Origin of the sequence: Brucella tritici (assembly GCF_008932295.1) — a bacterium.
Classification (GTDB): domain Bacteria; phylum Pseudomonadota; class Alphaproteobacteria; order Rhizobiales; family Rhizobiaceae; genus Brucella; species Brucella tritici.
The window spans coordinates 1-18,482 of the sequence record NZ_WBWA01000006.1 but is presented as its reverse complement, the minus strand read 5'-3'; the positions used below and the strand labels follow the sequence as shown (position 1 = coordinate 18,482).

Here is an 18,482-nt window from a genome sequence, read left to right as displayed (position 1 = left end):
AGGCGGCTCATCAGAACAGGCGCATGCCGGGCCTGCGGCCACGCTGCCCTGCGGCGGTTTCGGCTCCGCTGGAAGCGCTGGTGACGATAACCTTGTCGCCTTCCTCAAGGCCGCTTTTGATCTCGGTCTGCACGCGATTGCGCACGCCGATCTGAACCTGACGCTCGGTGATCGAGCCGTTGTCACTGACGACCTTGACCGAAATCTGCGGCTTGCCTTTCTGGTTCTGGGGGCCTTCGCGCTTGTAGTTCAGAGCGGAGGAGGGGACGATCAATACGTCCTTCGCCTCATCAAGAATGAAATAGACCTGCGTGCTCATATTGATCATCAGTTCGCCGGTCGGGTTCGGGACGTCGAACAGCGCATAATAGAGCACGACATTGTTCTCGGTCGCAGGCGTCGGCTTGATCTGGCGCAGCGTGCCGGTAAAGCGCTTCTCCGGCTGGCCAAGCAAGGTGAAATAAACCGGCATTCCGGGCTTCAGCCTGCCGATGTCGGCTTCCGAAACCTGCGCTTCCACGGTCATGACCTTGAGATCGGCCACGGTCACGATGGTTGGTGCGCTCTGCACGGCATTCAGCGTTTCGCCTTCCTTGGCGGCCTGATCGACGACCGTGCCTTCCATGGGGCTGTAGATCTTGGTGTAGCCGAGATCGACCTTGTCGCTGGCAAGCTGGGCTTCCTGCTGGCGGATCTGCGCGCCGAGCGCCTTCACATCCGCATCGGCCATGGCGAGATCGGCATCGGCCTGATCGACGGTGGATTGGGATACGCCGCGCGTGGCCAGAAGCGAGCGCTGTCGCGCCGCATTGGCCTTTTTGAGCGTTAGCTGGGCTTCCTTGCTCAAAAGCTGTGCCTTGAGATTGTCGAGCTGGGCGCTCGCGATTTCCACCTTTTTCTCGAAGGGTGATGGGTCGATTTCGGCGATAAGCTGGCCCTGCTTGACCTGATCGCCCACTTCGACTTTCACGCTTTTAAGCTGGCCGGAAACCTGCGCGCCGACATTGATGCTGCGCAGCGCACTGAGTGTGCCGACGGCGGTAATGGCGTTTTCGATATTGCCACGTGTGACTGTCTCGGCCAGATAACTCGTCTTCTGGCCGTCTGCCTGGCCTGATCCGTAAAAATACCAGCCCGCGCCAGCCACGATTGCCGCAATGACAAGCCAGAGCCACCAGCGGCGCGCCTTGCTGCGCGCGCGCTTCTGCGAAGGTGCCGTCCGCTGCCCGGTTTTGGAAGAATCGGAAGTTGTAAGCACCCTCAAACCCTCTAGCTTTCAGAACCTCCGATCTCCGGAGATTCATTAATATGTCCCGCAAATTCTCTGTCGCATGCAACCAAAGCGAGACAATACTTGCCCACTATGGATCGCTGACGGGATATCTATCCCTGAAAGCTCAGGATTTCATCTTAATTATTTGTCATGCAATAATTGTCGGTGCCACAAAGGGATGGATGCCTCTGGTTGCTTCCGATCATGGTGCGAAAGCAAGCGATGAAGAGAACCAAGTTGGCACCAATATACAACTTGCAGTTATTCTTTTGGAATTTTCCATTAGAAACAAACTGATTGCAGTAATTAAGTGTTCTTAAATTATCTCCTGATTAAATAAGATCGGGAAATCACATCTGAAAGTAGATGGAAGAATTTAAAACGTGACCTGTCCGCAAAGGCGGATGGTCGGCGCATGCATGATGCATGTTGCTTCGAATTGACATGGAAATAAGGTTTCAATGCTCTTGGACGGGAGGGCAAATGGCTTACCTTATTATGGGGCGGAAAAGGTTTTCATTCATATCGGGCAGGTTTTCAAGCCTGCACCGAAGAATACCTCCATTGTTATTTTTCAAGCGAAATAAAAGCGGCACTGCAGCGGTCGAATTCGCAATATTGGCGCCGGTTTTTCTTCTGATACTGATGGGCATGATCGCCTTCGGCCTTTATCTGGGCGTGGCGAATGCCGTGCAGCAGCTTGCGGCTGACGCCACGCGCACCGCGCTGGCGGGTATCGATCCCCCGGAGCGGCTGACGCTGGCGACAACCTACATCCAGAAAAACGCGGCAAAATATTCGCTGATCGATCCGGCGAAGATGCAGGTGAATGTCGACAATGCCCAGTCGGACCCGAACCAGTTCACGGTGACGATCCGCTACAACGCGCAAAACCTGCCGATCTGGAACCTGATGACGGGCCTGCCGCTTCCGGACACGACCATTACAAGGGCATCGACAATAAGGCTTGGCGGGATCTGACACGGGGGTGGGGGGTATTCGATATGCGGGGTTTAGTATCGCGTTTCCTGCGTGCGCGGAGCGGCAATCTGGCGACGATGGCGGCGCTGGTTTCTCCACTGTTTCTGGCGGTAGCGGCATTCTGCGTGGACACGAGTTCGTTGTTTCTGGAGCGGCGCCAGCTACAAAGCATGGCTGATTTTGCCGCCGTTGCGGGTGCAGCTTCCCTTTCGCAGGCGAATGATGCGGTGTTGCGACAATTGCGGGCAAACGGTCTTGATCCGGTGTTGATGACAGGCGCTTACGATCCGTCCGTCGTGAACGGAAAAAGCGATAACAAGACCCGCGTATGGGTGGAGAAGGGCAATTATTTCCCCGACAAGAATCGTGCGGTTGAGAACCGTTTCGTGGCTGGCGGGGCCAGCCCCGATGCGGTTCGCGTCCGGCTGGCGCGTCCGGGCAATCTCTATTTCGGTCAGGCTTTCATCAATCGCCCCGCGCTTGGGGCTACCGGCATGGCCGCGGCAAAGGCAGAAGCAGCTTTCTCCATCGGTTCGCGGCTGTTGAGCCTGAATACCGATCAAAGTGTGTTGAACGGACTTCTCGGGGGCCTGTTGGGGACCACTCTCAATCTGAAGCTTGTTGATTACAATGCACTCGCGGCAACTGATATCAACCTGCTCGGATTTCTGGATAAGCTTGCTCCCAAAATAGGGCTGACGGCTGGTACTTATGACCAATTGCTGAACACGGATGTTTCAGTCGGCATGCTGGCAAGCGTTATGGCGGAGGTCACAACGAGTAATCCAGCAGCAAAGGCTGCTCTGACCCTTCTCGGGAAGAACGCCGGTGCGCTTAACACGAAGCTACCGGTTGGAAAATTGCTAGGCCTTGGATCAATAGCCGACGCATCGCTCGGATCATCTAATAACTACAATATCACCGCTAACGTGCTGCAGATGATAACTGCAGCGGCAATGTTGGGGGGAAACAATCAAATCAAGCTTGGTCCTGGGCTAAGCTTGCCTGGTGTACTTACGCTTAAACTGGACATTGCCGTTGGAGAGCCAGCACAAAAGACCCCGTTCTTCACTGTTGGAGGGGTAGGTGCTTTGGTCCGCACTGCACAGATACGCCTGCTTCTGGAACTTGAGGTCGGCAATAACGGTATTGTTTCCTATCTGGCCAATGTTCACGTGCCGATCTTTATTGACGTGGCGAGCGGTGAAGCCGAACTCAAAAGTATAAGCTGCCCGCAGGGACCCGGAAGTGCCACGGTAAAACTTGGTGTTAAACCGGGCGTGGCCAGTGTCTATCTTGGCGATACCGATATCGTTTTGATGAAGAATTTCAGCAAAACGCCTACTGTCAAGAAGACGGCGATCGCCGTAGTGAAATTGGGACCTCTGGACATAGCCGAGCTTCGCGGACGTGTTGAATTGCCGCTTGGCAATCCTAAGCAAGAAATTGTGACCTTTACTCCTGCCGATATTGCCGCCAAACGGATCAAAACCGTGGGGACCAACCAGCTCGTGGGGTCGCTTTTTGTCGGGCTGGTAAAGGGGCTCGATCTCGAGGTCGTTTTGATAGGATTGCTGCCTTTGCCTCTGCCCTTGAGTGGGCTTACCCAGCTCCTAGGCACCTTGCTAACGCCTTTGGGCCCGGTGGTGGATGGCCTGCTTTTCGGGGTGCTGGATATGCTCGGTGTCAAATTGGGTGAGGCTGACGTTCAGGTCACTGGTGTACTTTGCCAGCGTGCGGCGCTGACGCAGTAAAAAACAGGCAATAAAAAAGCCCGGCTCAGCCGGGCTTTTGCGTGCGATTTGTCCGTTCATGCCGTGCCGGTCGAACCGAAGCCGCCAGCGCCGCGCGCCGTCTCGGTTGCTTCCGTGCGCTCTTCAACCTTCGGCTGGACGACAGGTGCAAAAACAGCCTGCGCAATACGCATGCCGCGCTCGATGCGGAAATCGTCATCGCCCAGATTGATGAGAAGAACCTTCACCTCGCCACGATAATCGGAATCGACGGTGCCGGGCGTATTGAGGCAGGTGATGCCGTTCTTGAAGGCAAGGCCCGAGCGCGGGCGAATCTGTACTTCAAAGCCTTCGGGAATTTCGAAGATCAGCCCTGTCGGCACCAGCGTGCGGCGCCCCGGCAGGAGAACGATCTGGCGGTCTTCGGCAACGGCTGCACGCAGGTCCATGCCAGCCGACCCCGATGTCTCATAGGCTGGAAGTTCAAGGCCTTTCGCGTGTTCGAGGCGGATGATGCCGAGCGTTGGCGCGGAAGAGGAAGCTGCGGTCATGAGGGAGCCTTTCCTGCAAGAATTCAGTTGGCCTGCGAGACATTGTTTCATCGCGCATCTTGTCTGAAAACCGTTTCACGCTTTTCAGGATGCGCTCTAAATTGGCGACGCTCATACGTGAAAACCAATGAAAGGTGTACCGTCTATTTGGCGTTTTGCAATGATAGTGCTGCACAGGATCATGCTTTTACACTATGAGCTGCCCTCCGCAGCGGATTTAATCCCGTTCCAGCGGCACCGCAGTCGTTTCCTTGATCTCTTCCATGACGAATGAAGCCGAAACATCTGACAGCGGAACGCTGGCAATCAGTCGCTGATAAAGCCGGTCATAGGCTTTGACGTCGGAAACGCGCGCCTTCAGCACATAGTCCAGATCGCCGGTCATGCGATAAACCCCGACGATCTCCGGAAAGCGCCCCATGGCACCGCGAAATTTGCCCAGCCAATCGGGGTCGTGGCTCGATGTGCGAACAAGAATGAAGACGGACAGGCCGCAACCCGCCATCTCGGCATCGACCAGGGCCACGCGCGCCTTGATGATCCCTTCATCCTCCATGCGCTTGACCCGCCGCCAGCAGGCATTGCGCGATAAGTGTACCCGCTCGGAGAGAGAATCAACGGACAGGGTCCCATCGATTTGCAGCTCATCCAGGATTTTGCGATCAATTTCGTCGAGAAATGGTTTCATAGTGGGATGATTGTCCCAATAAATAGTAATTATCAAGGATATTTTGAGATTTCATCTCAGATGCATTTGCTAGAATGATTTTCCAGAAAGGCGCGATATGCGCCGTATAACGGGAACAACTTACTCATTGACGGGAGTATTTCCAATGACCACTCGCATCACGCGCCTCTTCACCGAGCACCCTCAATCGGTTGACGAGACCTATTTTGAACATATGGCCTTTGCCGGACGTTTTTCATTCAAGCTTTTTTGTGCGGCCTTTGCGGCACTGATTCATGCAATTTTGCCATTTTTGTTCGAGAAGACGGCGAGCACAATCGTTCGCCAGCTTTATGAGCGGACGCATAACCGGGGCCGGTAAACACCGGATCGCAAATGTGTCGTTGGGCCGCCTATCTCGGACCTGAAACCTATCTGGAAGACATTATATCGTCTCCCTGCCATTCGCTCGTGGCGCAAAGCCACGATGCGCATGAAGCCAAAACGCGTACCAATGGCGACGGATTCGGCGTTGCCTGGTATGGCCATCGTGATGAGCCCGGCCTTTATCGGGATATTCTGCCCGCATGGTCCGACCAGAACCTCCGTAGTCTGGCGCGACAAATTCAATCGCGCCTTTTCCTTGCGCATGTTCGGGCTTCGACCGGCGGGTTGACCAGCCGGTCCAACTGCCATCCCTTCGTTTCCGGACGCTGGAGCTTCATGCATAACGGCCAGATCGGTCACTTCGACCGGCTGCGTCGCAGGCTGGAAAGCCATTTGAGCGATGATGTCTATGGCCAAAAACATGGCGCAACCGATTCGGAACTGATCTTTCTTCTGATGCTTGAATTCGGTCTCGACAGTGACCCTGTGCTTGCCATGAAGCGCATGGTGGCAACGGTTGTCGAGGAATCGGTGCGCGGCGGCGTGCCGCCATTTCTGCGGCTGACTGCGGCCTTCTCCGATGGAAACCAGCTTTACGCCATCCGCTATGCGACCGACGCTTTCGCGCCGACGCTTTATACGGCGACACTTGGCGGATCGTCCGGCATATGCGTGGTGTCGGAGCCGCTGGACGGCGAGGCCGCAAACTGGATGGCGGTGCCGGCAAACAGTTTTGTCACTGTTTCCCGGCAAGGCCGCATTGCGATCGAGAGCTTTGAGGAACCGATTTCCCGACCGCAGGATGCCGTGACGGTTTAGGCGTTCCCGATCAATATGCCTGCCGCCAGCACGAGGCCGCCGCCCAGGACCACCTGAAGCACAGAGCGGAGGAACGGTGTTTCCATATAGCGGTTCTGGATGAAGGCGATGGCCCAGAGTTCGAAGAAGACCAGAATCGCTGCAATGCTTGTGGCGGTCCAGAAATCCTTGATCAGATAGGGCAGGGTATGGCCAAGGCCGCCCAGCGTCGTCATGATACCGCAGGACAGGCCGCGCTTGATCGGCGAGCCGCGACCGGACAGCTTGCCATCATCGTGGATTGCTTCGGTGAAGCCCATCGAAATACCGGCGCCGACGGAGGCGGACAGGCCGACCAGAAAGGTCTGCCACGTATCCTGTGTCGCGAAGGCCGCAGCGAAGATCGGGGCGAGCGTTGAGACAGAGCCGTCCATCAGGCCTGCAAGCCCCGGTTGGACATAGGTGAGGATGAACTGCTTGCGCTCGGCTGCGCGCTCCTCATCCTGCACATCATCCGGTGTCAGCGTGTGTTCCAGCGATTCGGCCTTGGCCTCATGCTGCTTTTCCTGCTGGGCAAGGTCGCCCAGCAATTTGCGGGTGTCTGCGTCGCTGACGCGCTTGGCCGCCTCGACATAGAATCGATAGGCCTGTTCTTCCATTTCCGATGCGGCTTCGCGCACCTTGTCGATGCCAAGCGGACGCACCAGCCAGTCCGGCTTGCGATCATAATAGCCGCTGACATGTTCGCGGCGGATCAGCGGAATCCGGTCGCCAAAGCGGGCCTTGTGGCGTTCGATCAGCGCATCCCGGTGTCCGTGTTCTTCCGCTGCCATCTGTTCGAATATTTTCGCCGATTGCGGAAACTCGTCACGCAGGCCATCGGCATAAGCGAGATAGATACGTGCATCGTCCTCTTCGGAGGATATGGCAAGCGCCAGAATTTCCTGTTCGGAAAGCGAATCGAAAGGGCGTCGGTCGTTGCGAAAGAATCGGTTCAGCATCTGGGGAATCCAAAGTTTAGAATAATTCTAAAATAAGATCTGGTACCCGGAAGTCAAGTCTTGCAGTGCAGGCACAATTGGCGCATTAAAACGCGGCCCTGAAATAAGGGCATCATATCAGCGACCCGATCAGAAGAGAGCGAATCGATGGCATCGACGAATCTCCACGCAAGCAATAGTCCGCGTCCGCTTAACCGGCAGGATTTCCGCACGCTCGGCCTTTCGGCCCTTGGCGGCGCGCTGGAGTTTTACGATTTCATCATCTTCGTGTTTTTTGCCAGTGTGATCGGCCATTTGTTCTTTCCACCCGACATGCCGGACTGGCTGGTGCTGATCCAGACCTTCGGCATTTTCGCAGCCGGTTATCTGGTGCGACCTGTGGGCGGCATCGTGCTGGCGCATTTCGGCGACAAATTTGGCCGCAAGCGCGTCTTCGCCTTCTCGGTGTTCCTGATGTCGATTTCAACGCTGGCCATGGCTTGCCTGCCGACCTATGCGACGCTGGGCGTCGGCGCTCCGATCCTGCTGATCGTGTTCCGTATGTTGCAGGGGGCCGCCATTGGTGGTGAAGTACCGGGCGCATGGACCTTTGTGGCCGAGCATGTGCCTGCCAATCGTGTTGGCATGGCGTGTGGTTTTCTCTGCTCGGGCCTGACGCTTGGCATCATGATCGGTTCGCTGATCGCCACTGCCATCAACTGGATTTTCACGCCGGAAGAACTGTCCGCCTATGCGTGGCGTATTCCGTTCTTCATCGGTGGTATCTTCGGCCTGCTTGCTGTTTATTTGCGCCGCTGGCTGGCGGAAACGCCGATCTTCACCGAGATGAAGAACAGCCATCTGTTGAAGGACAAGCTGCCGCTTGGCACCGTTCTGCGCAACCATATGCATGGGGTTGTCATTTCCGTGCTGCTGACCTGGATCTTGTCGGCAGGCATTGTTGTCACCACGCTGATGACGGCCACTTTCCTGCAGAAGCTTTATGGCTATACGCCTTTGCAGTCGCTTGCAGCCACAAGCTTCGGCACGCTGTTCCTGATGTTTGGAACGGTGACGGCGGGTGCTATCGTGGACCGTATCGGTAGCGGGCGCTTCTTTGTCGTTGCGGGCATTTTCTTCGGCGTCGCGACCTTCGTCTTCTACACCTATGCGGCGGTTTCCCTGCCGGTCCTATTTGCGCTTTATGCGGTGATGGGGCTTTCGGTCGGCATGGTTGGCGCGGTGCCTTATGTGATGGTGCGCGCATTCCCGGCACCGGTTCGCTTCTCGGGCCTGTCTTTTTCCTACAATGTTTCCTATGCGGTCTTTGGCGGTCTGACGCCGGTGATCGTGACGTCGCTTCTGGCGGTCAACCCGATGGCCCATGCCTGGTATCTGGTGTTCATCGCCGTTCTGACCTGTGGCCTTGGTCTTTACCTGATGGCCCGCAGCGATCAGGTCGAAGGTGAGATCGGTCTGACCGAGCTGCCGACCGGGACTGCCGTTCCACAGCCGAACTGATAAAAAGGGCCGCGAAAGCGGCCCTTTTCAATCAGAGTATCTTCTGCATGAAGGTCAGATCGAGCCAGCGCCCGAACTTCTGGCCAACCTGTTTCAGCGTGCCGCAATCCTCAAAGCCCTGCGATCTATGCAGCGCGATGGAAGCGGCATTGCCCGCTTCGATACCGGCAATCAGCACATGCACCTTGCGCTCGCGCGCTTCGTCCACAAGCTCGGTCAGGAGAGCGCGTCCGATGCCGCCGCCGCGTGCGTCGCTCGCCACATAGATCGAAAGTTCGGATGAATGACGGAAACCCTCGAACGGACGGAATGGGCCATAGCTCGCATAGCCAACGACCTGCCCTTCGCGTTCGGCAACCAGAACCGGAAAGCCGTCACGATTGCGGGCCTTGAGCCATTCACGGCGGTTTTCCAGATCGACAAGCGTTTCATTCCAGATGGCGAGCGTGTTCTCTACCGCATCATTATAGATGGCGAGCAGGGCAGGGAGGTCAGCTTCCGTCGCGTGGCGGATGGTGAGGGTCATTTCAGAGCCTTATTGAACAAGAAAACGGCGGGATTTCTCCCGCCGTATTCAATCATTTGCAAGTGAAAAGAATCACCCCTGAGCTTTCATTTTTTGCTTTGGCGCATTCTTGTTCCTAAAACCGGTTCCCGCTTTTAGGAGACATGCTTCAGTTCCAAACGGCGGCGATGCAGGACCGGCTCGGTATAACCGTTCGGCTGTTCGCGGCCTTTGAAGACAAGATCGCAGGCGGCCTGGAAGGCAATCGACTTGTCGAAGTCAGCGGCCATCGGGCGATAGAGGGCATCGCCTTCGTTCTGCTTGTCGACGACGGCTGCCATGCGCTTCATGGTTTCCATGACCTGCTCTTCCGAAACGACGCCGTGATAGAGCCAGTTGGCGATGTGCTGTGCGGAGATGCGCAGCGTGGCGCGGTCTTCCATCAGGCCGACATTGTTGATGTCCGGCACTTTCGAGCAGCCAACGCCCTGATCGACCCAGCGCACGACGTAGCCCAGAATGCCTTGCGCGTTGTTATCGATTTCGTGCTGGATGTCTTCCGGCGTCCAGTTCGGGCGGGTTGCGACCGGCACTGACAGAATGTCGTCGAGCTTAGCGCGCGGGCGGCTCTTCAGTTTCGCCTGAACGGCGGCAACGTCTATCCTGTGATAGTGCGTCGCATGCAGGGTGGCGGCGGTCGGCGACGGCACCCAGGCGGTGTTTGCACCGGCCTTCGGATGGGCGATCTTCTGTTCCAGCATTGCCGCCATCAGGTCCGGCATGGCCCACATGCCCTTGCCGATCTGCGCATGGCCGGAAAGGCCGCATTCAAGACCGATATCGACATTCCACTGCTCATAAGCGCCGATCCAGGCGGCCTGCTTCATGTCACCCTTGCGGATCATCGGGCCAGCTTCCATCGAGGTATGGATTTCGTCGCCGGTACGGTCGAGGAAGCCGGTATTGATGAAGACGACGCGGTCTTTGGCGGCCCGGATCGCTTCCTTGAGGTTAACCGTGGTGCGGCGCTCCTCGTCCATGATGCCGATTTTAAGCGTGTTCGGCTTCATGCCGAGCAGCTCTTCGGTGCGGGTGAAGATTTCATTGGCGAATGCCACTTCTTCCGGCCCGTGCATCTTCGGCTTGACGATATAGACCGAACCTTCGCGCGAATTCATGTGACGGCCATTCGGGCCGATATCGTGCAGCGCGATCAGGCTGGTGAAGGCTGCATCCATGATGCCTTCCGGCACTTCGTGGCCGTCCGCATCGATGATCGCCGGGTTGGTCATCAGGTGACCAACGTTACGAACCAGCATGAGAGAACGGCCCTTGAGCGTGAGCGTGGAACCGTCCGCAGCCTTGTAGGTGCGGTCGCCGTTGAGGCGGCGGGTCATCTGCTTGCCGTTCTTCTCGAACGTGTCTTCCAGCTTGCCGTTCATCAGGCCGAGCCAGTTGCGATAGACCGCAACCTTGTCTTCCGCATCCACGGCAGCAATCGAATCTTCGCAATCCTGGATCGTGCTGACGGCGGATTCCAGAACAACATCGGCAATATGGGCCGGATCGGTCTTGCCGATCGGATGGTCCGCATTGACGACGATGTCGACATGCATGTTGTTCTTCGCCAGCAGTACATTGGTCGGGGCGGCGGCATCGCCATTGTAACCCTTGAACTGGCTGGCATCCTTCAGCGCCGTTGCAGAACCGTCGGTCAGCTTGATTTCAAGCTTGCCGTCCTTGACGGCGAGACCGGCGACATTGGCCCAGTTGCCGGTGGCAAGCGGCGCGCTTTCATCGAGGAAGTTTTTCGCCCAGGCGATGACCTTTTCGCCGCGCTTCGGATTGTACCCCTTGCCCTTTTCCGCGCCGTCGGCATCGGAAATCGCATCGGTGCCGTAGAGCGCATCATAGAGCGAACCCCAGCGCGCATTGGCGGCGTTCAACGCATAGCGTGCGTTCATGACCGGAACGACAAGTTGTGGGCCTGCGATATGGGTGATTTCCGGATCGACATTGGTGGTCGCAACCGAAAACTCTCCACCTTCCGGTAGAAGATAGCCGATGTCCTTCAGGAACTGCTGGTAATCGGCCTGACTGTAGCCCTTGTCGCGGTTCTGCTTGTACCAGGCGTCGATCTTGGCCTGCAGGTCGTCGCGCTTGGCGAGGAGGGCGCGGTTCTTCGGTGCGAGATCGCGGATGATGGCAGCAAAGCCCTTCCAGAAGGCTTCTGGTTCAACGCCAGTACCGGGAGCGGCTTCCGCAGCCAGAAACTCCACCAGTTCAGGGGCAACGCGCAAGCCTTCTATCTCAACGTAATTACCGGCTTTCTGAGAAACCATGGCTCTGCCTCCTTCAAAATAAACAAATCTGCCGCCAGCACTCTTCAGTGCCAGCTATCATGCTGCCTTTGAACCGCTTTGGCGGGCTTTCGTCAATCGGTGCGCAGGCACATCATCTGTGACGCTGCGGCGAAAATAGTTTTTATAGCGATAGCTTGGCGCGAATATCGTCGGGCGTAAAGCCTTGCTCGCGCAATGATGCGAGCGCTGTATCCTGGCGGCTCTTCGACAGTTTCAATCCGTCGTCACCCAGCACGAGATCGTGATGGTGATAAAACGGCTCCGGCAGGCCGAGCAGTTTCTGCAGCAGCCGGTGAACGGAGGTCGCGTGAAACAGATCATGCCCGCGCACGACATGGGTAATGCCCTGCAAGGCATCGTCCACTACCACGGAAAGGTGATAGCTGGTCGGCGTGTCCTTGCGTGCAATCACCACGTCGCCCCAGCGGGCAGGGTCGGCGGCAATGCGCCCGGTTTCAGAGCCTGTTCCAAAAGTTGCCATGCCGGTCTGCAAATGGCGCTGTTCTGTGTTCCGGTGCTCATGTACGTTAAGTACATTGCGCTTCGGTACTCGAAAATCACCATTTTCGCCACGGCCTGCCGCTTTTTGATTCAGGCTCTCACCATTCGGACCCGTGCCGCTTTCATTCCAGAAAAGTGGCTCACCTGCGGCTTCCAGCGCCTTGTCCATATTGAGCCGCCAGGCATAGGACATGCCCGAGGCGATGCGTTCCATCTGCTCTTTCTCGGTCAGATCGCGCTCGCTTTGCGGATAGAGCGGTGTTCCATCCGGGTCGGAAGGCCAGTCCTTGCCCTTGGCGAAAGCTTCGCCGATCCGCTCGCGAACTTCGCCCCGGCTGAGAAATGCAGGATAGACAAGGCCCTTGTCGGCAAGTTTGGTCAGGGCGTTGCGATATTCGCCGAAATGTTCCGACTGGCGGCGCACAGGGGTTTCCCATGACAGGCCAAGCCAGCGGAGATCATCGTAAATGCCCTGTTCCAGCGCAGGCGTACAGCGTGCTGTGTCGATATCTTCCATGCGCAGCAGGAAGCGCCCGTTGCTCTTTCTGGCCATGTCTGCGTTCAGAAGAGCGGAATAGGCATGGCCAAGGTGAAGCTGGCCATTGGGACTTGGAGCAAAGCGGAAAACGGGTACGGTCATGGCGGGTTCAATGTCAGTTGCCGATGTCAGTTGCCGATGTCAGTTGAATGTCATCTGATTCCATTGGTACGTTGTGCACCGAAAGAATGAAAGGCTGTGCGATGCGGCGGATCGATACATTGAGCGATATTGAGACGGGGCTGGATGCTCTGGTTCTCGCCGATATTCGGCTGGCCGATATTCGCAGCCGCTCCCATGCGGTGCCGCTACGCCGGTCCGAACCCGGATTTGAAAGTCTGGCTTCCATCATTGTTGCGCAGCAGGTTTCGACCGCCAGTGCCGCCGCGATCTGGGCGAGGCTGAAGCAGGCCGTCGATCCGCTGACGCCGGAGGGGTATATTGCGGGCGGGGAGGAGGCGTGGCGTTTTGCCGGTCTCTCGCGCCCCAAGCAAAGAACGCTTCTGGCAGTTGCGCAAGCGCTTGCCGAAGGTGGCCTCGACCTGCACGGGCTTTGCGATCTGTCTGCCGAGGAAGCAATCGCGGCCCTGACGGCGATCAAGGGCATCGGCCCGTGGACGGCAGAGGTCTATCTTCTGTTTGCGGCTGGTCATCCGGATGTGTTTCCGGCTGGCGACGTGGCTTTGCAGACGGCTGTTGGCCACGCCTTCGCCCATGAGATCCGGCCCGATGCTGTTGCCCTTCGCAAGCTGGCGGAAGACTGGGCGCCGTGGCGCGGTGTGGCAGCGCGATTGTTCTGGGCTTATTATGCAGCGATCAAGGGGCGCGAAGCGGCCCCACTTTTATAGATGCTGCTGTAAAACTTGCGTGTTTCCCGAAGCATAAATGCGTTTCCGCTTCACAATCCTGTCACGTCGGGCTTACATTATCCGTATCGGCTGATGACGGAATTTCGATTCGCAGACGCTTGATTTTCTGCTGATTGCAGTCCCGTCCTCATGAGGTTGGAGCGTCGTTGTTGCGCCCAAATGGACGCGCGGCGCTTCGATGAAAGCGCAATTCCGCATGGAGAGCCATTTCGCCCTTTTTCGGAGTTGCTCTGAAGGAGGTGCGCCCTTGACTGTTGCCGTCTCACCCAGAACCGTCTCGACCAGTGGCTTGCCCGCGCTGGTTCTGAACGCTGATTACCGTCCGCTCAGCTATTATCCCCTGTCGCTCTGGTCCTGGCAGGATGCGATCAAGGCGGTGTTTCTCGAACGCGTGAACATCGTGGCGGAATACGATCACATCGTTTCCTCACCATCGTTCTCCATGCGCGTTCCGAGCGTGATTTGCCTGAAGGATTATGTGAAGCCGCCGCGCTATCCTGCGTTCACGCGCTTCAACGTCTTTTTGCGTGATCGTTTTGAGTGCCAGTATTGCGGCTCGCCGCATGACCTGACCTTCGATCACGTTACCCCGCGTTGCCATGGCGGCGAGACGACGTGGGAAAATGTGGTCGCCGCCTGTTCACCGTGCAACCTGCGCAAGGGCGGCATGATGCCCGCCGTCGCGCATATGTGGCCGCGCCAGAAACCGGTCATGCCGACCGTGCAGGACCTGCACAATAACGGTCGCCTTTTCCCACCCAACCATCTGCACGATAGCTGGCTCGATTTTCTGTATTGGGATGTCGAACTGGAGCCTTAGTGTCTGCTCCAAAAGTCGCCATGCCGGTCTGCTTACTTCCCACTTTTCGCAAAAGCGCCGTAGTAGCCGATAGCTGCAAAGAGCAGGCTTGCGACGACGTTCCATCCGGCAAAGGACAAGCCGAGGAAGTGGCCCGGTGCGCTGTCGCATGCGGGCGGACGCGTGGAATTGAGGTCGCTCAGGAGATTACCCGCATCCAGCGTGACCTTCATCGTCGCGGCGCTGCAGTCGATCGGCCCAGGCCAGTACTTCAGTTCAACGCCGGTATGATAGATGGCAAGCGCCAGCCCGAAGGTCATCAGGAGCGCGCCGATCAAAATGAGACCGCGCGTCAGGATCGGCGGCCATTTCAGGCCGTAGGAGACCCATGCCGCAGCCAGAACCGGAACGCCTATATAATAAGGCGTGCGTTGTTCGAGGCAGAGCTTGCAGGGCATGAAGCCAGCCAGATGTTCGAAGCCCAGTGCCGTGCCGACAGTTGCGGCAAGGCCGATGGTCATGATGCCTGCGGTCCAGGCCTGTGTTTTGCCGACCGGATTATTGAGTGCAAACGCCATATGGGATTCCCTGAAACGGCTCTTTAGATAAACCTAAGCGAAAAAATTGGCTTGTCTCCAAGCAATTTATTTTGACCGAGTTTGGGCGAACCGCTCAGACGTGAAGATATTTCACAGCAAAGAAGAGCGCAATGAGGACGACGGCCACGAGGCTGGCAATCAGGCCAAGGCGCTTTTCGATGAAATCGCGGATCGGTTCGCCATATCGCCGCAGCAGCCAGGCCAGAAAATAGAAGCGCGCACCGCGCGCAACGATAGCCGATGCTATAAACAGCCAGATATTGATGCCGGCTGCACCGGACAGGATCGTCACGACCTTGATCGGCGGCAGATGCGCAAGGCCGGAGGTAATCAGCATCAACAATATAGCATCGGCGCTGGTTGTGCCCCGCAATTGCTCGAACGTGTCCAGCTTGCCGTACATTTCGAGCACCGGTTTTGCGATCTGTTCATAGGCGTGATAGCCGAGATACCAGCCCGCAATGCCGCCGAGGACAGACGAAACCGTCGCGATGAAGGCATAGCGCCAGGCGCGTTCGGGGCGTGCAAGCGCCATGGGCAGAAACAGGACATCGGCTGGGACAAGAAAGACCGAGCTTTCTACAAAGGCGATGATGGCAAGCCACCATTCGGCGGATTTTCTTGCGGCAAGCGAAATCGTCCAGTCGTAAAGGCGGCGCAGCATATATTTTCCGGATTATCTTAGGCCAGAGCCATATTAGCGGTTGCACCGTCTATAAATAAAAAAGATGGCGCGAACAATGCGCGCCATCTTTTTTGAGACTACTTTCCATGGAACGGTATGGAAAACAGCAGTTTTTAACGCTTGTAGGCGCTGCAGATATATTTGGTCTCGAGATATTCCTCGATGCCGTATTTGGAACCCTCACGACCGAGGCCCGACTGCTTCACGCCGCCAAAAGGCGCGACCTCGTTGGAAATGAGCCCGGTATTGTGGCCAACCATGCCGTATTCCAGTCCTTCGCTGACACGGATCGCGCGGCTGAAATTCTCCGTATAGAAGTAAGCCGCCAGACCGAAGATCGTGTCGTTGGCCATGGCGATGACTTCTTCTTCCGTGTCGAAGGCAAAGAGTGGTGCCAATGGGCCGAAGGTTTCTTCCTTTGCGACGATCATGTCGGGGGTTACGCCAGTCAGCACGCCGGGTTCGAAGAACAGACCGCCCAGTTCCTTGCCGCCGGTGATGAGCTTCGCACCCTTGGATACGGCATCGTCAATATGTGCCTTGACCTTGGTAATAGCCTTCGGCTCGATCATCGGGCCGATGACAACGCCCGGTTCAGTGCCGTTGCCGACCTTGAGTTCCTTGACCTTGGCTGCGAGCTTTTCGGCGAATTTGTCGTAAATCCCGCGCTGCACATAGATGCGGTTGGCGCAGACACAGGTTTGGCCCGCATTGCGGTATTTGGAAATCATGGCGCCGTCGACGGCTGCGTCCAGATCAGCATCGTCGAACACGATGAATGGCGCATTCCCACCAAGTTCCAGCGAGATGCGCTTGATGGTCGGGGCGCACTGCGCCATCAACAGGCGGCCAACTTCCGTCGAACCGGTGAAGGAGAGCTTGCGCACAATATCGTTGCTAGTCAGTTCGGCGCCGATTTCGCGCGCCTTGCCGGTAACGATCTGGAGAACGCCAGCCGGAATGCCAGCCTTCTCAGCGAGGACGCCGAGCGCCAGTGCCGTCAGCGGCGTGAGGTCGGCAGGGCGCACGATCATGGTGCAACCGGCGGCAAGGGCAGGTGCTGCCTTGCGGGTAATCATCGCTGCCGGGAAGTTCCAGGGGGTGATTGCGGCAGTAACGCCGACCGGCTGGCGGATGACCGTCAGGCGCTGTCCCGCCTGCGGGGCAGGGATGGTGTCGCCATAAACGCGCTTTGCTTCTTCAGCGAACCATTCGATGAATGATGCCGCATAGAGAACTTCGCCGCGTGCTTCTGCAAGCGGCTTACCCTGCTCGGACGTCATGATAAGAGCGATATCGTCAGCATTGGCCACGATGAGGTCGAACCATTTGCGCAGGATCGCGGTGCGCTCCTTGGCAGTCTTGGCTGCCCATGCCGGGAAAGCCTTGGCGGAAGCGTCGATGGCTTCCTTGATGGTCGCGACAGAAAGGGAGGGAACCGTGCCGACGACCGAACCGTCTGCCGGATTGGTCACGTCGATCTTGGTGCCGTCCGTGGCGTCTATCCAGCGCCCGCCAACAAGGCATTGCGATTTGAGCAGTGAGGGGTCTTTCAAAGCGAGCATATTGATGTTCCATCCCAGTCTTGCAGAGAAAGCGTGTTCAGTATATTGAACAGCTTACGATATTTCGAATTAAACAGGCCGCAACACCCAAAGTCAAACGGTTAATCAGGCGGTCGATCAGGTGAATGGCAAAGATATGACGAAAACGGTGAGCGACGAAGAGAGTTCCCAGAAACTGGTGCCGGCGGTTATGCGCGCGGCGCAAATCCTGGATCAGGTAGCGCAATCCGTTCAGGAAGGCGGCAAGGGATCTGCTGACGGGCTCAAGCTTTCCGATCTGGCCCGCCGGACCGGCTTGCCGAAAAGCAGTGTGCATGGACTTTGCCAGACGCTGGTGCATCTCAAACTGCTGAAGCTCAACAGTGACGGAAGCTTCACGATGGGGTCGCAATCGGTGCGCTGGGCCAATGTGTTCATGGCGGGCAGCGACATTGTCGATGCATTTCATGAAGCGGTTGCGGAGGCGGATGGGCTCGGCGCGCATACATTGACACTCTCGCATCTCGAAGGGCCGGATGTCATTTATCTTTCCTGCCGTAACTCTACCGCGCCTCTTGGAATCACATTCCGTATCGGTATGCGCGTTCCCGCAGTCTTTACCGCGACAGGCAAGGCCATGCTGGCCGCGATGTCGCCGCAGGAACTGGCGCGTCATCTGCCATCCGCATGGCCGGAACTGATTACGCCAGCGAGCGCGCCTTCGCCCAAGGTGCTCGAGGCAGAGATGGTTGAGGCAAGAGCAAGGGGCTATTCATTGGATAATGGCCAGTTGCGCGAAGGCATGTTCTGCATCGGCGCTGCGATATGCGATCGACCTTTCCACCCCACGGCTGGCATCGCTCTGTCCATGATGGCAGCAGAAGCCCGTCCTGACACTATAGAGGATATGGGCAAGCGGGTACGCGCTCTTGCGAACGATGTGGCGGACCGCATGGGATGGCTCTCTGCCTAGAGCAGGATGGTTCCTTATATAAGGAGCCGGATGCGTCTGTTTCAGTTTTTGGACTGTTGAAAGATTTTTTGGAAAAGTTTGGATTGGTCGTTGACAGTTTTGGTTTGTGGGGTCTATATGGCGCCACAACGAGGGCGGCGACGCTGCTAGCGGCAGACAGGTTCGTCCCTTGAGTTGGTTGAAAGAGTTTGACAGCGATGTTTGATTTGAGTAGA

Annotated in this window: 19 protein-coding genes; 9 read left to right on the top strand and 10 right to left on the bottom strand. The window is 57.0% G+C overall.

Going from position 1 to position 18,482, the window contains the following annotated elements; translation table 11 throughout:
• Positions 1-10: 10 nt before the first annotated feature.
• A complete protein-coding gene (locus F9K91_RS08225; RefSeq protein ID WP_151677619.1) occupies positions 11-1,258 on the bottom strand; it encodes an efflux RND transporter periplasmic adaptor subunit in 1,248 nt (415 codons plus the stop codon).
• Positions 1,259-1,308: 50 nt separating this feature from the next.
• On the opposite strand from F9K91_RS08225, the gene F9K91_RS08220 reads away from it, so the two are divergent.
• The 3 genes from F9K91_RS08220 to F9K91_RS08210 all read left to right on the top strand — a co-directional run bounded on the left by F9K91_RS08220 (position 1,309) and on the right by F9K91_RS08210 (position 4,008).
• Positions 1,309-1,593 (top strand): hypothetical protein, encoded by a 285-nt coding sequence (locus F9K91_RS08220; RefSeq protein WP_151677618.1) that lies wholly within the window; start codon positions 1,309-1,311, stop codon positions 1,591-1,593.
• Positions 1,594-1,837: 244 nt separating this feature from the next.
• Positions 1,838-2,254, top strand: a complete 417-nt coding sequence (locus F9K91_RS08215) for a TadE/TadG family type IV pilus assembly protein (protein ID WP_109989170.1) — start codon at positions 1,838-1,840, stop codon at positions 2,252-2,254.
• Between the two features lie 23 nt (positions 2,255-2,277).
• Positions 2,278-4,008 (top strand): TadG family pilus assembly protein, encoded by a 1,731-nt coding sequence (locus F9K91_RS08210; RefSeq protein WP_151677617.1) that lies wholly within the window; start codon positions 2,278-2,280, stop codon positions 4,006-4,008.
• A 56-nt stretch (positions 4,009-4,064) separates the two neighbouring features.
• Here F9K91_RS08210 and dut read toward each other — a convergent pair whose 3' ends face one another.
• Positions 4,065-4,538 carry a dUTP diphosphatase gene (gene dut / locus F9K91_RS08205; RefSeq protein ID WP_151556156.1) on the bottom strand — a complete coding sequence of 158 codons (474 nt, stop codon included), beginning with the start codon at positions 4,536-4,538 and terminating at the stop codon, positions 4,065-4,067.
• A 217-nt stretch (positions 4,539-4,755) separates the two neighbouring features.
• Positions 4,756-5,226 (bottom strand): Lrp/AsnC family transcriptional regulator, encoded by a 471-nt coding sequence (locus F9K91_RS08200; protein ID WP_151556157.1) that lies wholly within the window; start codon positions 5,224-5,226, stop codon positions 4,756-4,758.
• Positions 5,227-5,371: 145 nt separating this feature from the next.
• Here F9K91_RS08200 and F9K91_RS08195 point away from each other — a divergent pair, with 145 nt between their 5' ends.
• Both F9K91_RS08195 and F9K91_RS08190 read left to right on the top strand, forming a co-directional pair.
• The gene (locus F9K91_RS08195) at positions 5,372-5,587 is read left to right on the top strand and encodes a DUF6356 family protein (protein ID WP_006473246.1); all 216 of its coding nucleotides are present in this window, start codon (positions 5,372-5,374) and stop codon (positions 5,585-5,587) included.
• Between the two features lie 14 nt (positions 5,588-5,601).
• Positions 5,602-6,411 (top strand): class II glutamine amidotransferase, encoded by an 810-nt coding sequence (locus tag F9K91_RS08190; protein WP_151556158.1) that lies wholly within the window; start codon positions 5,602-5,604, stop codon positions 6,409-6,411.
• On the opposite strand, the gene mbfA is transcribed toward F9K91_RS08190, so the two are convergent.
• The gene (mbfA, locus tag F9K91_RS08185; protein ID WP_151556159.1) at positions 6,408-7,391 is read right to left on the bottom strand and encodes an iron exporter MbfA; all 984 of its coding nucleotides are present in this window, start codon (positions 7,389-7,391) and stop codon (positions 6,408-6,410) included. The genes F9K91_RS08190 and mbfA overlap by 4 nt on opposite strands.
• Before the next feature lie 147 nt (positions 7,392-7,538).
• Between mbfA and F9K91_RS08180 the strand changes: the two genes are divergently transcribed.
• Entirely contained in the window at positions 7,539-8,891 is a 1,353-nt protein-coding gene (locus F9K91_RS08180) for an MFS transporter (protein ID WP_151556160.1), read from the top strand.
• Between the two features lie 31 nt (positions 8,892-8,922).
• Here F9K91_RS08180 and F9K91_RS08175 read toward each other — a convergent pair whose 3' ends face one another.
• The 3 genes from F9K91_RS08175 to F9K91_RS26295 all read right to left on the bottom strand — a co-directional run bounded on the left by F9K91_RS08175 (position 8,923) and on the right by F9K91_RS26295 (position 12,900).
• Positions 8,923-9,417 carry a GNAT family N-acetyltransferase gene (locus F9K91_RS08175; RefSeq protein ID WP_151677616.1) on the bottom strand — a complete coding sequence of 165 codons (495 nt, stop codon included), beginning with the start codon at positions 9,415-9,417 and terminating at the stop codon, positions 8,923-8,925.
• Positions 9,418-9,551: 134 nt separating this feature from the next.
• A complete protein-coding gene (locus F9K91_RS08170; protein ID WP_151677615.1) occupies positions 9,552-11,738 on the bottom strand; it encodes a malate synthase G in 2,187 nt (728 codons plus the stop codon).
• A 142-nt stretch (positions 11,739-11,880) separates the two neighbouring features.
• Positions 11,881-12,900 (bottom strand): glutamyl-Q tRNA(Asp) synthetase, encoded by a 1,020-nt coding sequence (locus F9K91_RS26295; RefSeq protein ID WP_235912834.1) that lies wholly within the window; start codon positions 12,898-12,900, stop codon positions 11,881-11,883.
• A gap of 101 nt (positions 12,901-13,001) precedes the next feature.
• Between F9K91_RS26295 and F9K91_RS08150 the strand changes: the two genes are divergently transcribed.
• Positions 13,002-13,646, top strand: coding sequence for a DNA-3-methyladenine glycosylase family protein (locus F9K91_RS08150; protein ID WP_151677614.1), 645 nt, complete (start codon positions 13,002-13,004; stop codon positions 13,644-13,646).
• A gap of 268 nt (positions 13,647-13,914) precedes the next feature.
• On the top strand, positions 13,915-14,487 hold the full coding sequence (locus F9K91_RS08145; protein ID WP_006473253.1) for an HNH endonuclease: 573 nt from the start codon (positions 13,915-13,917) through the stop codon (positions 14,485-14,487).
• A gap of 32 nt (positions 14,488-14,519) precedes the next feature.
• Here F9K91_RS08145 and F9K91_RS08140 read toward each other — a convergent pair whose 3' ends face one another.
• The 3 genes from F9K91_RS08140 to F9K91_RS08130 all read right to left on the bottom strand — a co-directional run bounded on the left by F9K91_RS08140 (position 14,520) and on the right by F9K91_RS08130 (position 17,315).
• Positions 14,520-15,044, bottom strand: a complete 525-nt coding sequence (locus F9K91_RS08140) for a disulfide bond formation protein B (protein ID WP_029929616.1) — start codon at positions 15,042-15,044, stop codon at positions 14,520-14,522.
• Between the two features lie 94 nt (positions 15,045-15,138).
• A complete protein-coding gene (locus F9K91_RS08135; protein WP_061348074.1) occupies positions 15,139-15,729 on the bottom strand; it encodes a YqaA family protein in 591 nt (196 codons plus the stop codon).
• Positions 15,730-15,863: 134 nt separating this feature from the next.
• Positions 15,864-17,315, bottom strand: coding sequence for an NAD-dependent succinate-semialdehyde dehydrogenase (locus F9K91_RS08130; RefSeq protein WP_151677613.1), 1,452 nt, complete (start codon positions 17,313-17,315; stop codon positions 15,864-15,866).
• Between the two features lie 136 nt (positions 17,316-17,451).
• On the opposite strand from F9K91_RS08130, the gene F9K91_RS08125 reads away from it, so the two are divergent.
• Entirely contained in the window at positions 17,452-18,267 is an 816-nt protein-coding gene (locus tag F9K91_RS08125; RefSeq protein WP_151556165.1) for an IclR family transcriptional regulator, read from the top strand.
• Positions 18,268-18,482 lie beyond the last annotated feature (215 nt).